General features: G+C 67.1%; 19 protein-coding genes and 1 other RNA gene. 10 read left to right on the top strand and 10 right to left on the bottom strand.

Translation table 11 applies throughout. The features are described from left to right. Window positions 1-5: 5 nt before the first annotated feature. The 4 genes from smpB to Ate02nite_RS09440 all read left to right on the top strand — a co-directional run bounded on the left by smpB (window position 6) and on the right by Ate02nite_RS09440 (window position 2,854). A complete protein-coding gene (smpB, locus tag Ate02nite_RS09455) occupies window positions 6-482 on the top strand; it encodes an SsrA-binding protein SmpB (protein WP_203802334.1) in 477 nt (158 codons plus the stop codon). Between the two features lie 121 nt (window positions 483-603). Beyond that, a complete protein-coding gene (locus Ate02nite_RS09450; RefSeq protein ID WP_203802323.1) occupies window positions 604-1,215 on the top strand; it encodes a cellulose binding domain-containing protein in 612 nt (203 codons plus the stop codon). 22 nt (window positions 1,216-1,237) lie between these two features. Next, window positions 1,238-1,612: a transfer-messenger RNA gene (gene ssrA, locus Ate02nite_RS09445) on the top strand. A gap of 654 nt (window positions 1,613-2,266) precedes the next feature. Then, on the top strand, window positions 2,267-2,854 hold the full coding sequence (locus Ate02nite_RS09440) for a CPBP family intramembrane glutamic endopeptidase (RefSeq protein ID WP_203802312.1): 588 nt from the start codon (window positions 2,267-2,269) through the stop codon (window positions 2,852-2,854). 69 nt (window positions 2,855-2,923) lie between these two features. Here the strand turns inward: Ate02nite_RS09440 and Ate02nite_RS09435 are convergent, their stop codons facing one another. Both Ate02nite_RS09435 and Ate02nite_RS09430 read right to left on the bottom strand, forming a co-directional pair. Next, entirely contained in the window at window positions 2,924-3,196 is a 273-nt protein-coding gene (locus tag Ate02nite_RS09435; protein WP_239147262.1) for a Txe/YoeB family addiction module toxin, read from the bottom strand. Next, complete coding sequence (locus Ate02nite_RS09430; RefSeq protein ID WP_203802309.1) at window positions 3,193-3,483, bottom strand: type II toxin-antitoxin system Phd/YefM family antitoxin; 291 nt, start codon at window positions 3,481-3,483, stop codon at window positions 3,193-3,195. Before Ate02nite_RS09430 ends, Ate02nite_RS09435 begins: the two co-directional genes overlap by 4 nt. A gap of 384 nt (window positions 3,484-3,867) precedes the next feature. Here Ate02nite_RS09430 and Ate02nite_RS09425 point away from each other — a divergent pair, with 384 nt between their 5' ends. Further along, window positions 3,868-4,383 carry an RNA polymerase sigma factor gene (locus Ate02nite_RS09425; protein ID WP_203802306.1) on the top strand — a complete coding sequence of 172 codons (516 nt, stop codon included), beginning with the start codon at window positions 3,868-3,870 and terminating at the stop codon, window positions 4,381-4,383. After that, on the top strand, window positions 4,367-5,008 hold the full coding sequence (locus Ate02nite_RS09420) for a LytR C-terminal domain-containing protein (protein WP_203802304.1): 642 nt from the start codon (window positions 4,367-4,369) through the stop codon (window positions 5,006-5,008). The genes Ate02nite_RS09425 and Ate02nite_RS09420 overlap by 17 nt, the downstream gene beginning before the upstream one ends. Before the next feature lie 10 nt (window positions 5,009-5,018). On the opposite strand, the gene Ate02nite_RS09415 is transcribed toward Ate02nite_RS09420, so the two are convergent. From Ate02nite_RS09415 to Ate02nite_RS09405, 3 genes are read right to left on the bottom strand one after another with little or no spacing between them, the layout of a single operon-like run. Further along, window positions 5,019-5,861 carry a hypothetical protein gene (locus Ate02nite_RS09415; RefSeq protein WP_203802301.1) on the bottom strand — a complete coding sequence of 281 codons (843 nt, stop codon included), beginning with the start codon at window positions 5,859-5,861 and terminating at the stop codon, window positions 5,019-5,021. Then, a complete protein-coding gene (locus tag Ate02nite_RS09410) occupies window positions 5,839-6,825 on the bottom strand; it encodes a type IV toxin-antitoxin system AbiEi family antitoxin (RefSeq protein ID WP_239147261.1) in 987 nt (328 codons plus the stop codon). Before Ate02nite_RS09410 ends, Ate02nite_RS09415 begins: the two co-directional genes overlap by 23 nt. A 42-nt stretch (window positions 6,826-6,867) precedes the next feature. Next, window positions 6,868-7,560, bottom strand: coding sequence for an aggregation-promoting factor C-terminal-like domain-containing protein (locus Ate02nite_RS09405; RefSeq protein WP_203802298.1), 693 nt, complete (start codon window positions 7,558-7,560; stop codon window positions 6,868-6,870). Between the two features lie 348 nt (window positions 7,561-7,908). On the opposite strand from Ate02nite_RS09405, the gene Ate02nite_RS48665 reads away from it, so the two are divergent. Together Ate02nite_RS48665 and Ate02nite_RS48660 are read left to right on the top strand one after the other, a co-directional pair. Continuing rightward, window positions 7,909-8,319, top strand: a complete 411-nt coding sequence (locus Ate02nite_RS48665; protein ID WP_239147260.1) for a hypothetical protein — start codon at window positions 7,909-7,911, stop codon at window positions 8,317-8,319. Further along, window positions 8,316-8,468: a hypothetical protein gene (locus tag Ate02nite_RS48660; RefSeq protein WP_239147259.1), complete on the top strand. Its 153-nt coding sequence runs from the start codon at window positions 8,316-8,318 to the stop codon at window positions 8,466-8,468. The genes Ate02nite_RS48665 and Ate02nite_RS48660 overlap by 4 nt, the downstream gene beginning before the upstream one ends. On the opposite strand, the gene Ate02nite_RS09395 is transcribed toward Ate02nite_RS48660, so the two are convergent. Genes Ate02nite_RS09395 through Ate02nite_RS09385 form a run of 3 tightly spaced genes read right to left on the bottom strand, consistent with a single transcriptional unit; the run spans window position 8,465 to window position 9,551 of the window. Beyond that, window positions 8,465-8,824 carry a hypothetical protein gene (locus tag Ate02nite_RS09395; RefSeq protein WP_203802296.1) on the bottom strand — a complete coding sequence of 120 codons (360 nt, stop codon included), beginning with the start codon at window positions 8,822-8,824 and terminating at the stop codon, window positions 8,465-8,467. The genes Ate02nite_RS48660 and Ate02nite_RS09395 overlap by 4 nt on opposite strands. Before the next feature lie 9 nt (window positions 8,825-8,833). Next, window positions 8,834-9,232, bottom strand: a complete 399-nt coding sequence (locus tag Ate02nite_RS09390) for a TetR/AcrR family transcriptional regulator (RefSeq protein WP_203802294.1) — start codon at window positions 9,230-9,232, stop codon at window positions 8,834-8,836. A gap of 28 nt (window positions 9,233-9,260) precedes the next feature. Next, window positions 9,261-9,551, bottom strand: coding sequence for a hypothetical protein (locus Ate02nite_RS09385; RefSeq protein WP_203802292.1), 291 nt, complete (start codon window positions 9,549-9,551; stop codon window positions 9,261-9,263). 140 nt (window positions 9,552-9,691) lie between these two features. On the opposite strand from Ate02nite_RS09385, the gene Ate02nite_RS09380 reads away from it, so the two are divergent. Further along, window positions 9,692-10,096 (top strand): helix-turn-helix domain-containing protein, encoded by a 405-nt coding sequence (locus Ate02nite_RS09380; RefSeq protein WP_203802290.1) that lies wholly within the window; start codon window positions 9,692-9,694, stop codon window positions 10,094-10,096. 75 nt (window positions 10,097-10,171) lie between these two features. After that, window positions 10,172-10,687 (top strand): hypothetical protein, encoded by a 516-nt coding sequence (locus Ate02nite_RS09375; RefSeq protein WP_203802288.1) that lies wholly within the window; start codon window positions 10,172-10,174, stop codon window positions 10,685-10,687. 4 nt (window positions 10,688-10,691) lie between these two features. On the opposite strand, the gene Ate02nite_RS09370 is transcribed toward Ate02nite_RS09375, so the two are convergent. Both Ate02nite_RS09370 and Ate02nite_RS09365 read right to left on the bottom strand, forming a co-directional pair. Then, window positions 10,692-11,018 carry a hypothetical protein gene (locus Ate02nite_RS09370; RefSeq protein WP_203802286.1) on the bottom strand — a complete coding sequence of 109 codons (327 nt, stop codon included), beginning with the start codon at window positions 11,016-11,018 and terminating at the stop codon, window positions 10,692-10,694. Between the two features lie 12 nt (window positions 11,019-11,030). Beyond that, a complete protein-coding gene (locus Ate02nite_RS09365) occupies window positions 11,031-12,044 on the bottom strand; it encodes an LCP family protein (RefSeq protein ID WP_239147258.1) in 1,014 nt (337 codons plus the stop codon). Between the last annotated feature and the right edge of the window lie 5 nt (window positions 12,045-12,049).

Raw genomic sequence — 12,049 nt, 5'->3', positions numbered from 1 at the left:
AGCTCATGCCACGCGAACAGGGGCGCAAGGTCGTCTCCTCCAACCGCAAGGCCCATCACGACTACGCCATCCTCGACACCTACGAGGCCGGCATGGCGCTGACCGGCACCGAAGTCAAGTCGCTGCGGCTCGGCCGGGCCTCGCTTGTCGACGCGTTCGGCCACGAGAACGCCGGCGAGATTTTCCTGCACGGTCTGCACATCCCCGAGTACACGCAGGGCACCTGGACCAACCACGAGCCGCGGCGCGTCCGGAAGCTGCTGCTGCACAAGGACGAGATTCGGAAGATTCAGGGCAAACTGCGCGACGAGGGCATCACCATGGTGCCGCTCCAGGTCTACTTCCAGAACGGGTACGCGAAGGTCGAGATCGCCCTGGCCCGGGGAAAGAAGAGCTACGACAAGCGGCAGGATCTGGCGTCCCGGGACGCGCAACGGGAAATTTCCCGCGCGATGGGTCGGCGTAACAAGGGGATGAGTTAACGGGGTACAGTGCCGGGCGCTCCTAGATCCACGAAGGGACGGCCCGTTGCCCCCCAAGCACTCCGCGCGCCCTCTCGGTCCCGCCCGATTCGTCCTCAGTGCGGCCGCTGCGGTCCTGGTCATGCTGGTTGTCTGGGTTGCTGTCCGGGCTGTCGGGCCCGCCGAGGCAGCCCGCCAGCCCGCGGTGGTCCTGCCGTCCATCCCTCAGGTGCCACTGGCCGTCACCACCTCGGCCCCTTTGGTTACGCCTACCGCTACGCCTTCTCCTTCTCGGTCCGCTTCCCGGTCGCCGTCCCGGTCGTCTTCACCGTCGCCGAGTCGCACCCGGTCGTCGCACACGCCCGTACCGGAAAAGACGGCCACCAAGCCGCCACCGGCGGCACCCACCACGACCCAGGCGCCGCCACCTCCGCCCGCCGACGTTTTCTCGGCCGCGCTGAGCCTGCCGGCCAGCTGGGAGCAGGGGTACGTGGCCTCGGTGCGCGTGAAGAACGTCGGCGGCACCGCGGAGTCCTGGTCGGTGACGGTTTCGCACAGCGGCCAGGACAACCTGCGGCTCGCCGGCACCTGGAATGCCCGAGGCAGCCAGTCCGGCGACAACCTGACCTTCACCGGCGGCCCGCTGGCCCCCGGCGCCTCGATCAGCTTCGGCTACCAGGTGAGCAAGAGCGGTAGGGGCAACGCAAGGCCGAGTGGCTGCTCCGTCGTGGGCGGCAAGTGCGGAGTGAGCTAAGATTCCAGGGTTGTACCAACAGGGGGGTGACTGGTTTCGACTTCGTACGTGGAGACAGGGGAAGCGAGCCGAGGAAGCCGACGTCGTCTCGAGAATCGGTCGTCGGAAACTTATAAGCGCCGATACCAATCGCGCTGACTACGCTCTCGCCGCCTGAGGCAAGTAGCGTGTCTGTCGGACCGGGAGCGCCTCCGTCCCGGATCACCGGCATCAGCTAGGAGGCTGGTCAATCGGTCCCAGTCGTGAGGACCCTGCGACGAGATTAAACACGACTGGCCCCGTCATACCGACTTGCTCATGTGATCGGTAGGGGCGAGTAGAGGCATAGTGAGCTGCGCTCGGAGAAGCCCTGACAAAACAACGAAGGACCCGGGTTCGATTCCCGGCACCTCCACGAGTGGATGGGGACCTGTGCTCGCAAAAAGCGCGAGCCGGGTCCCCTCGTCATATCTACTCCGGGGGCCGAGCCCCCGGAAGCCCCGCGATGCGGTGGTTGCGCTCAGAGCGTGGTGGTTGCGCTTAGGGCGCGGTGGTTGCACTTAGCGCTTAGGGCGTGGTGGGTGCGCTTAGGGCGTGGTGGGTGCGCTTAGGGCGTGGTGGGTGCGCTTAGGGCGCGGTGGGTGCGCTTACCCCTCATTTCTCCTTGTTTGTTCCTCCTCTTTGTCCCTCGCTTGGGGGACCTGGGAGTGTCTCCTGCGGGGGGATTTTTGCGGGTGTCTATCTCAATAGCGTTCTTCTCGTTGGTTCCGCGGCTGGTGGGGAGACGAAGATGCCTGTTGAGACTGTTGAATCTGGGTTGGGTGTTCGGGCGGGGGCGCCTCGCTGGCTGCGGTCGGTTGGGGCTCGGCTTGGATTTTTGCTTTTTGTGTTTTTGGTGGTTGAGGCGGTCTGCACGCCGCTGCTTACGGCGGCGGCCGGGAGTAACCCGGTTTTGAGCGTTGTTGCTGGGCTGGCTGTGGCGGGGGGCGCTCTCTTCGGCTACGGGAAGCTTGTCTCCTGGCTTGAGGGGCGACGTGCCTCTGAGATCAGCCTTGGGGCTCTGCCTCGGCAGTTGACTCGCGGGACCTTGCTGGGCATCGGGCTGTTCGTGGTCACCCTCGCGCTGATCTTCATGTGCAACGGCTATCGGCTGCACGGGGGCTCGGTTGGGGACATGGTCGCCAGCTTCGGCCTGATGATCGGCGTCGCCACCATCGAGGAACTGGCCTTTCGTGGCGTGCTCTTCCGGATCGTCGAGGAGCGCTGGGGCACCCTGGTCGCGCTGATCGTCTCGGGCGTCGTCTTCGGCGGCCTGCATCTGATCAACCCGCACGCCACCGTCTGGGGTGCACTGTCGATCGCCATCGAGGGCGGCCTGCTGGCCGGCGCCGCGTACGCCGCGACCCGCAGCCTCTGGCTGCCTATCGGCCTGCACCTGGGCTGGAATTTCGCCGAGTCCGGCATCTTCGGCGCGACCGTCTCCGGCTCCGACAGCGCCGTCGGCGGTCTGCTCACCGGCACTCCGCACGGCCCCGCCTTCTTCAACGGCGGCACTTTCGGCCCCGAGGCCAGCATCTGGGCGGTCCTGGTCGGCGGCCTCGCCGCCTACCTCCTCATCCGCAAGGCCCGCAAAGCCGGCAACTGGCGCACCGCCCGATAGACGCGCTCGCCGAGCCCAGCTCGACGATGCCCCGGCCGACCGGCCGGGGCATCGTCTTGTTCAGCGGAGCTATTTGTCCTCGTAGTGGCCGTGGCAGGCCGCTATCTCCAGATTGTCGCCGCGAACTCGGTAGATCAGGCGATGTTCGTCGTTGATGCGGCGGGAGGACCAGCCGGCCAGGGGGCCCTTCAGGAGTTCGGGCTTGCCCAGGCCAGTTCCGTGTGGATCGCGCTGGACGTCGATGATCAGCTTGCTGATGCGCCGGGCCATCTTCGTGTCGTGGCGGAGCCAGGTGTCGTACTCCTGCCAGGCGTGCGGAGTGAAGACGATGCGCAGACTCACGCCGCCTCCTTGCCGGGCGGGGCCGATGGCGAATCAGGAGCGGCGATCGGGTGTTCTTCCAGCAGGCCGGCGTCGGCCTGGGCGATGCTTTCGAGCAGCCGGCGGGCGTTCGAAGCGGATCCCAGGACGTGCAGGGTCTCGTTCATGGCGTTCCACTCGTCCAGCGACACCATGACCACTGCCTTGCCGCCGCCGCGGGGGATGACGCATTCCTCGGCGTCGTCGATGACAGAGTCGACCACCGCGGCAAAGTTCTTCCGGACGTCGGTGATGGTCAGTACCTTCATATCTGGCTCCCAGGCGGTACGGCTGAACGTACGCTCCAGCGTACGCCTTCGACGCAGCATTGGCGGCACTCCCTTCGAGATAACTTGCCTAATGACTACTAGGCACTCCGGGCAGCATGCTACGCCGAATGCCGGGGATTGTCGGCTTGGCCCAGGCCTCGCGCGCTTCCTCCGCGGGCAGGCGCTGAGGGCCTTGGTGGATGTTCCATCAACAAACTGGCTGATCGCGGAATCCGTACTTGGAACGATTGCCGGGCGCGGCGGGCTGGTTCTGGTTCGGGTCGTTGGGCGGTCGCTGGCTGAGGTCGGCTGAAGTTTTTTGCAACCGGTCTGGTGGGTTCGGTGTGTTCTCCAGTGTGCGAACAAATACTGGAAGCGGGGGACATGGCGGGCGGCGACACGGTCGACTTCGATGCGTTCTATGTTGCGGCGGTTCGGCGGGTCGTGCTTTACCTCTATGCGGCCTGTGGTGATCGGGCCGAGGCTCAGGACATCGCGCAGGAAGCCTTTGCCCGGGCCTGGCAGCACTGGGCCAAAGTCGGCGGGTACGACGATCCGGAAGCCTGGGTTCGTACGGTCGCCTGGCGGTTGATGGCCAATCGGTGGCGTGGGGTGCGGCGGTGGGTTGCCGCCCGTACCCGGATGGGGCCTTCGGTTGAAGTGATTGGCAGCCCCTCGCCGGATCGCGTAGCGATCGTTGACGCTTTGCAACGGCTGCCGAAAGGGCAGCGGCAGGCCATTGCGTTGCACTACCTGCTGGATATGTCGGTCAACGACATCGCGGCTAGTACCGGCATTCCGGCTGGAACGGTCAAGGCGCAACTCTCGAGGGCGCGGACCGCGCTCGCCCGACTGCTCGACGAACACGATCAGGAGATCAGCGATGTCACGTCCCGTTGAGGAACTGCTGCGGGAACTGGAAACCGACGTACAGAATCTGCGGGTTCTGCCGGCCGCCGCCGTACGCGAACGCGGTCGTCGCCGAGGGCGTCGGCAGACGGCCGCCCTGCTGGTGGCGGGTGCGGTGATCGCGACCGCGGGCGGGATCGCGGTGGACCGGAGCTTGGGCGGGTCGACCGTTGCCCAAACGGCCGAGCAGCGTGCCGCGATCGACCCCTGCCTGCTGGCGTTGCCCGATAACCCGGCCGCGGTCCGGATTCGGGTGCTCGACGGTGGGGCCGCGGTTGGGGTGGCCGATGCGGCGGTGGCTGAGCTGCGTACGCGCTCATTTTCCGTGCCGGCCGAAACGGCCGGCGCTACCGCCGACCGCGCCTTGGGCGCGGCGACCTTGGTCTATGGTCCGGCCGCGATCGGCGCGGCAAGCCTTTTGCAAGCCGAGGTACGGGGTGAGGTCTCCATGCAGTTCGACCCCGCCCGCCACGACGACACGATCGACTTGGTTCTCGGGCCGGCTTTTACCCGTCTCGCCACCAGCACCGAGCTCAACCAGAACCTGGTATCCGCCGGCGAGCCGACCGCGCCACCGGAGTGCTCAACGGTCGTGTCCCGAACCCAAAATCGCTGAACAACGTCGATCAGGGAGTCGACGGTGTCAAGCCGCGTTCCATCGCTTCGACCAACTCTCGACGACGGTCGGAGGACCTCGGCCAGTCGGAAGCGTTGGTCACGGACATGTAATGGTGGAGAAGGCTCTTCGGCGACGATGCCCAGCGTTCCAAGATTTCCGATAGGCGCACGGGCCCAACTGTGCGAGCGATGTCCTCGCCGAGTGCACGGGCCGCTGCGGCGGAGTCGTCCAAGCCCTCCTCTATCAAGAGGTTCTGGCCAGGGTCTGTCTCGTAGAGCTGCGTCGCTACGTCCGGTGATCGCAGGTACCAATAGAGGGCCGTGGCGATGTCAGTAGCGTCCTTGTATTCGCCGTAAGCGCTGCGATCCAGCCACGCGGCCAGTTTCAGGGCCGCATAGCCGGCGACCGTCGGGATGCGGATGGTGCCGGCGTGGGGGAGCGGGAGTTCGAGGGAAGCTGCGAAAACCTCGGTGAAACCCCAGACGTTGATTGCTTCTCGGCGGGCGGGTGGAGTTACCGTGCCCGGTGGGCGTTCCACCGGGCCGAACGGCAGGAGGTCGGCTGAGGTGTTCGCGATCCAGAACCGGATGCCGGTGTTTCCGGCGGGCGGGAGGGCCTCGGCCAATTCGTCGTACGCGGCCCAACTGGCAATGGCGAGACCGAGATCGATATCGGCTGTGGCGCGCAGCGCGAACGCGTGACCCAGGGCGCTTTGGATCAGGTCGCGGCAGTTGGCGCCGACGACCATGACTTCGTTTGACGTCAGCAGCGTCGCCTTCGCCAGGAGTTCGGTGACAACTATGTCGACCGGTTGGAGCAGCGAGGGGTCAGACCTGGCCGGGTCGAGCACGGCGAACCCTCCAAGTCTTAGCCACCTCGGCCAGGCGAGGGTCGGCAGTGGCGGCCAGGTCGGCGTAGACAAGTGGCCAGGGGGCGTTCTTCTGGTCCTCGTCGGGACGCGGCGACGTCCAGAACTTCTGGCGGACGAAAACGTTCGGCTTGCGGTCGGGGCTCGTGCTCCACCTGTTCAGAATCGCCAACCTCGGATCAGCACTGTCGACGTAGACGGTCAGGGTGGCCGGCCGTCTGATGTCGACGCCGACGGCGGATTCGCCGCTGAGGTAGGTGGGTGCCTCGCTGGTGACAGGCTTCGTGGGGTCGCCGTGGTAGTGGGCGAGGTCGAGCCGTCGGCCGAGACCGGCCGGATAAGCGGCGGTCCAGTAGTCGAGAAGTTCGTCGGCTCGGGTCAACCTGTTCGAAGGTGGAGCGAGGTAACCGGTGTCGGCAAGGCGGCCGAGGGCGTCGTGCGCCTGGCCAACCGAGATTCCGGCGGCCTTCGCGATTTCCCGGACCTTCCCGCCCACCAACTCCGGCCAGGTGAGAAGGGCGAGGATGACCTGCGAGCGGCCCGAACTGAAGAGGTTGCTAGGTCGGCCGGACGTGGAGACGGTGGTGGGGCCATCCGTAGGCCCAGTGCGACCCTGCACCTCGATATGCACTGGCCCGAACGTGATGAAGGCATTCCCCAGCGTGTCCACGAACTGGACGCCCGCCTCCCGGAACGCGGCAGCGCTACGCCGGCTGATGTGCCGCCCGGCGATCAGCAGCGGGTAGGAGGGCGTCGAGGAGCCCCGATGTGCCAGCGAGCTGAGCGTCATCGGTTCCTTGACCTCGACCGCGTATTCGGCTCGGGCCGACCCGTGCGACAGGGTGACGATCTCGTCGTCGCGCTCGACCTCGATGCCGAACTCCAGCAAGCGAGTCTGGATCGCCCCCAGAACATGATCGGCGAGAGCAGCTGTTCGGTCCTGCATGCTGTTCAGCTTAACTGAACGAAGCTCAAAACTGAACGAGACTCAGTACGAGCCGACGGCTTCGGAGTGGGCCCAGGCCTTGCAGGGGGTGTCGTAGCGGCCCTTGATGTAGCCGAGGCCCCACTTGATCTGGGTAGCCGGGTTTGTCTGCCAGTCGGCGCCGGCTGAGGCCATCTTCTTGCCGGGCAGGGCCTGGGGGATTCCGTACGCGCCGGAGCTGCGGTTCTCGGCCCGGTAGTTCCAGCCGCTCTCCTTTTTGAAGAGCTTGTCCAGGCACGGGAACTGGTCGAGGCCGAAGCCCGCGTCGAGCGTCAGGGCGCAACCGATCGCTCGGCTTCCGCTGTATTCGTTGCAGCTCGTCGGGATCGGGCCGGTGTAGGCGACCGGGCCTCCGGCCTCGGCTTTCTTGCGGTCGGCCTCGGCCTTTTTCGCGGCGGCCATCTTGACGTTGAGATCGTGGGCCTTGGTCGCGGCCGTCTTGGCCTCGGTCGCGGCCTTGTCGGCGGCGTCGCCCTCGGCCTGGCGCTGGTAGGCCCGGGCCGCCACGTGGTCGCGCTGGCGCTGCTTCAGCAACTGCATGTCGTCGGTGTCGACCTGCGCCACGTCCAGGGAGGCCTGGGCGGAGAGGCGTTGCGGCTCGTGGTCCCGGCCCAGGTAGGCACCGCCTGCCACGCCTGCCACCAGTAGGGCTATCGCGGCGGCACGAATGCCAATGCGGCTCCAGGGCCGGTTCACTAAGCATCCCTTCGTCGGGGGCCGATGATGCTCGCGCAACACCATGGCTTACGCGGCCGCTAATGGTAAACGCCGCCGCGCCGATGTGGGACGGGTCATATCGGACGGTCGCCGACATCGACCGAGGGAGCGGTTGATGGCCGCCAATTTCATACGGACGGTTATCGGCTCCTGACCAGAAAAGCAACATGTGAAGCACATCACCCCGGCGTAGCGCGGTACGGGAGTTCGGCCGATCGCTGACGCAACCGCTCGGCGCGCCGGCGGGCTCGGTGCAAACCTTCATCGAGGTGCCTTTCCAGCTCGGCGACGGGAAGTACTTTCCGGACGGCCTCATCCGAGTGAGCCGTGGCCAGCGCCAATGGACGGCTTGTAGAGGTTCTGACCGCGGCGGTGATGCAAAAGGAATATCGCGGAGTCGCCGACCCCGACCAGGCCTGGGTCCTGGGCGAGCTGATCCGATACCTCGAACACCCGAGGTCGGGGGCGCTCGAGTTCAGTGACATGGGGCCGCGGTGGGTTTCGGTCCGGGATTCCGTTGGGGCCGGCACGCTCAGAGCAACCGATGCCGCCGCTCCCGAGATCGTCGGACGGTTCGACGCGCTGGTGCGTTTCGCCGGCCTCAAACTCGGGCGACAGCTCGGCACCGAGATTGTGCCCGCGCTCAGCCGGCGCGAACTCGCGGAGCCCGCCACGCGTACTCAGGCCTTGGTCACGCAGCTCGCATCCACCGGAACCACGACTTCTATGGTCAGGTGATTCAGAACCTCAAGCCGTGGATGCCGGCGCCGCCCAAGTTGAGGTCGCCCGAGGAAGTGATCGAGCCGGAGCCGGTCGCGAAGGCGTTGATCTCCAGTGCGATCTCGTCGCAGGACGGGCCGGAGGCCGAGACGAATGCGTCGACCTAGGAAGTGTGGGCGATGGCCTGTTCTATCTGGTCGACTGTTTCTCGGGGGTTGGGGACCTCGATGATCAGGCGGGTGTAGCGCTCGTCGGCCAGCTGGATCACTACCGCGTTGGCGGGGTGGTGGACGTCCCAGAAGACTCGCTCACCGTTTATGTGGAAGGTGCCGGCCGTGATCACGCCGGGGACGTAGGCGCCCGGAGCGCGTACGCCCTTGGGCTCTTGGGTTATGCCGGGGTCGGCAGTTGCTCCTCGGACGTTGGCCAATGGGATCTCCAGGCGGCTCTTCAGCGCCCAGAGCTTGTCCCAGCCCTCGATCTCCACGATCAACTGGTCGCCGTCGATCTTTATCTGCGCCATGTTTCGTCCTTATCGGGAGAGACGGGCTCGGAGGTGGTCGCCGAGCAGGGCGGACGTCGCCGGGGCGGTCAGGGCCTCGTCGAACTCGGCCAGGATCCGCGTGATCTCGGTGGCCACCTCGGGGTCGGCGGGGGCGCGTTCGGTCGCGGCCAGCAGGAGGAAGTCCAGGCCGTTGTCGAACGTGGCGTTTCGCCTCAGCGCCGGGCGGACCTGCTCGTCCAGGTGCCAGCGCAGCGCTCTCAAGTAGAGGCCGCGCTTGCTGCCGAACGTCTGATACAGGCTGTTCCGGTGCACGCCCAGGTGATTTACGAGGTCGTCGACGGAGATTCCGTCGTACGCCCGGGAAGCGAACAGGGCCGCCGCCGAGGCGACCGCCGTGGCTTCGTCGAAAGCCCTTGGTCTGCCCACATGGCGACGGTAGCGAGTTTAGGAACGATCAGTCAACAACGGGTGGGCGCTTCTTGAGTTCCAGCCGCCGGGGCATTTGTCGGTAACCGCGGTGGTTCGCGGAGAAATGCGAAAAGCCGCTGTTGTCGTGACGACGCCGCGTCGGTGCGCTCGGCGCTCCGACGGTGATAACCGCACCGGGTGCTTCCGCCGCCACGGAAACACCCGGTGCCGCCGGTGCCGGGTGGCGCTGGCGTGAGCGGAAGTGCCGCATCACGAGCCACGCCGTGGCGCACACGACGATGCTTGCCAGAATCATCGTGCGAACCACGTTTGCCACGACCTCTCACACCCGGGGTCATTGGTTATCGAGACAACGACAGTAGCAGCGGGCACTGCCGGAACCAATGGGCCGAGAGTCCCCCGGCGGTGTCCTATTTGTGGACTGGACGCTGCTCCGGGCGGGCCTATGCTGTGCCGATGGCAGCACCGCGGCCCGCCACCGGATTCGGCGTCTACCTGAAGGAAGCGATCCTCGCCGCCCGTTTCCCGACGCCGACCCACTTCGCGCGGGCCGTCGGCACCGACCCGTCGGTGGTGCTGCGCTGGCTGAGCGAGGAACAGCGGCCGACCATCACGTCGATCGAGCGAATCGCGCCGGTCCTCGGCCGCAGCATCAACGAGTTGGTTCTGGCCGCTTACCCCGACCGGTTGAGCGGCCCGGTGCCGGCCGCGCCGGCCACCCATCCGCTGGTGCACGAGCTGGGCCGGCTGCTCGCCGACGACTCACCGATCCCGCGCGCCGACCGCGACGCGCTGGAGACGGTCCTCGATCGGATGGTCGATCCCTATCGGAGGTTGCTGCGCCGTCGCAAGTCCGGGTGACATATACCCGGCTGAACGCAGAGTGTCACAGCCCGGCGGTCGCGCTGGCCGCCCGGGGTCACTAGCCTGCAAGCCATGACTGAGCGGGGATTCCAGCTTCAGGTCAGCAAACTGCTCGTGGTCGCGGTCATTATCGCCACCGCGGCCACCGGCGCGCTGGTCGTCACCCTGCTGACCTCGATGCCGTCCGGGCAGACGCCCGCGCCCGGCCCGAACGGCCTGCCCCCGCCGCCGCCCAACCTGCGCCCGCTCGCTGTCTTCTCGGTCGTCACCGGTCTCTTCGTGCTCTCCTGGCTGGCCGTCCTGGTGGTGTTCGCCCGCGACCAGATCCTCCGCCAGATCCGCCTGCACCAGCAGCCACTCGGCCCGGACGGCGAGTTGAACGGCCTGCTGGCCGGCCTGCGCGCCGAGATCGCCGCCGACCGCGAGCGCGACCTGGACGCCCTGACCGAGCGCCTGACCGACCTGACCAGCGAGTTCGGCGAACGCCGGGAAACCGACGGCTACCTGAACGGGATGCGCACCGCCACCACCCCTGACCCACCCGAGGCCAACGTTCGCGCTCTGCGTCGCACTCCGCCCCAGCGCTGAAAGGCTAGGTGTACTCGGCCAGGACCGCAGCGGCGTCGGAATTGCCGGCGGCGGCCAGGCGGCGCAGGTCCGACAGCTCGCCCTGTTCGATCAGGGCGTCGGTGGCGTCCTGGTGGCCGCGGTCGGAGAGGCGGCGGAGTTCGTTCAGGTTGCCTCGGTCGGTGGCCAGCTCGACCAGGTGGTCGATGGCGTCGGAACTGCCGGCGTCGGCCAGGCGGCGCAGCTCGTTCAGGTCTTCCCGGTCCACCGCCAGGGCGATCAGGTCGTCGAGGGCGTCCTGATCGCCGGCGGCGGCCCGCTGTCGCAGGCGTAGTTCGTCGGGGTCGCTCATCCGGCCACCATGTCAGGCGCCGGTGACCGCCCGGTAGCCCCGGTGGGTGCGGAAGTAATCGGGCATCGTGTCGGTGCGCAGCGCCAGGAACAGGGCGCGGCAGCCCGGAGTGTCCAGCCGGTTGGCGGTGCCGGCGGTGGTGTGCACGAAGCCGGTCGACGGGATCGTGGTGAAGCCGAGGTCGTCCTGGCGCAGGCCGGACAGCTCGCGGACGGTGCGGCCCAGGTCCAGGCCCTGGTCGACGACCAGCGACTTGGCCGCCTCGGACAGCAGCTCGTTGAGGCGCATGGGGTTGGTGAGGACGCCCATCGACAGCACCTTGCCGGTCAGCGCGTGCAGGTACTGCTGCTGGCGCCTGACCCGGTCGAAGTCGCCGTCGGCCAGGCCGTACCGCTGGCGTACGTAGATCTCGGCCTTTTTGCCGTCCAGGTGGTTCACGCCGGCCTTGAACGTGTGGCCGGTGCGGCCGTCCCGGACCGTCTTGCGCACGGTCACGTCGACCCCGCCGACGATGTCGGTGATCTTCCGGACCGCGGTGAAGTCGACCCGGACCACGTGGTCGATGTTGACCCCGGCCAGGTGGCTGACGACCTGCACGACCAAGGGTGCGCCACCCCAGGCGTACGCCGCATTGATCTTGGTTTTGCCGCCGGCCCAGCGGCCGGCTACCGGCGGGATGTAGACGTACGAGTCGCGTGGGAACGACACGATGCTGGCGTGCCGCCGGTTGGCGGCGACGTGCACCAGCATGATCGTGTCGCTACGGGACTGCCCCTGGGTCCAGCCGGCCCGGGTGTCCACGCCGAGGACGAGGAAGTTTTCCCCGCCCCCTATAACGGCCGGCGCGCTGGCTACCGTGGACGGACCGGTGACCACCACGTACTCCGAGCCCTTGGTGATCTGCGGGAGCGCGGAGGCTTGTCCGAGCATGTCGTCCCGGCCGACCTGGCCGGCGACATGCTGGGCATAAAGGACAGAAGCCCCGAAACCCGCCCCAGCGAGGGCGGCAAGCACCGTAATGGTCACGAGGA

Origin of the sequence: Paractinoplanes tereljensis, assembly GCF_016862435.1 — a bacterium.
Classification (GTDB): Bacteria; Actinomycetota; Actinomycetes; order Mycobacteriales; family Micromonosporaceae; genus Actinoplanes; species Actinoplanes tereljensis.
The sequence above is the reverse complement of the archived record's forward strand: the minus strand, read 5'-3'. Positions and strand labels throughout refer to the sequence as shown.

What these genes read in the sequence shown, in the direction of transcription:
- smpB (WP_203802334.1), top strand. Translation starts at nt 6, where the DNA reads ATGCCACGCGAACAGGGGCGCAAGGTCGTCTCCTCCAACCGCAAGGCC.
- Ate02nite_RS09450 (WP_203802323.1), top strand. Translation starts at nt 604, where the DNA reads ATGCTGGTTGTCTGGGTTGCTGTCCGGGCTGTCGGGCCCGCCGAGGCA.
- Ate02nite_RS09430 (WP_203802309.1), bottom strand. Translation starts at nt 3,483, where the DNA reads ATGAAGGTACTGACCATCACCGACGTCCGGAAGAACTTTGCCGCGGTG.
- Ate02nite_RS09425 (WP_203802306.1), top strand. Translation starts at nt 3,868, where the DNA reads ATGGCGGGCGGCGACACGGTCGACTTCGATGCGTTCTATGTTGCGGCG.
- Ate02nite_RS09420 (WP_203802304.1), top strand. Translation starts at nt 4,367, where the DNA reads ATGTCACGTCCCGTTGAGGAACTGCTGCGGGAACTGGAAACCGACGTA.
- Ate02nite_RS09410 (WP_239147261.1), bottom strand. Translation starts at nt 6,825, where the DNA reads ATGCAGGACCGAACAGCTGCTCTCGCCGATCATGTTCTGGGGGCGATC.
- Ate02nite_RS09395 (WP_203802296.1), bottom strand. Translation starts at nt 8,824, where the DNA reads ATGGCGCAGATAAAGATCGACGGCGACCAGTTGATCGTGGAGATCGAG.
- Ate02nite_RS09380 (WP_203802290.1), top strand. Translation starts at nt 9,692, where the DNA reads ATGGCAGCACCGCGGCCCGCCACCGGATTCGGCGTCTACCTGAAGGAA.
- Ate02nite_RS09375 (WP_203802288.1), top strand. Translation starts at nt 10,172, where the DNA reads ATGACTGAGCGGGGATTCCAGCTTCAGGTCAGCAAACTGCTCGTGGTC.
- Ate02nite_RS09370 (WP_203802286.1), bottom strand. Translation starts at nt 11,018, where the DNA reads ATGAGCGACCCCGACGAACTACGCCTGCGACAGCGGGCCGCCGCCGGC.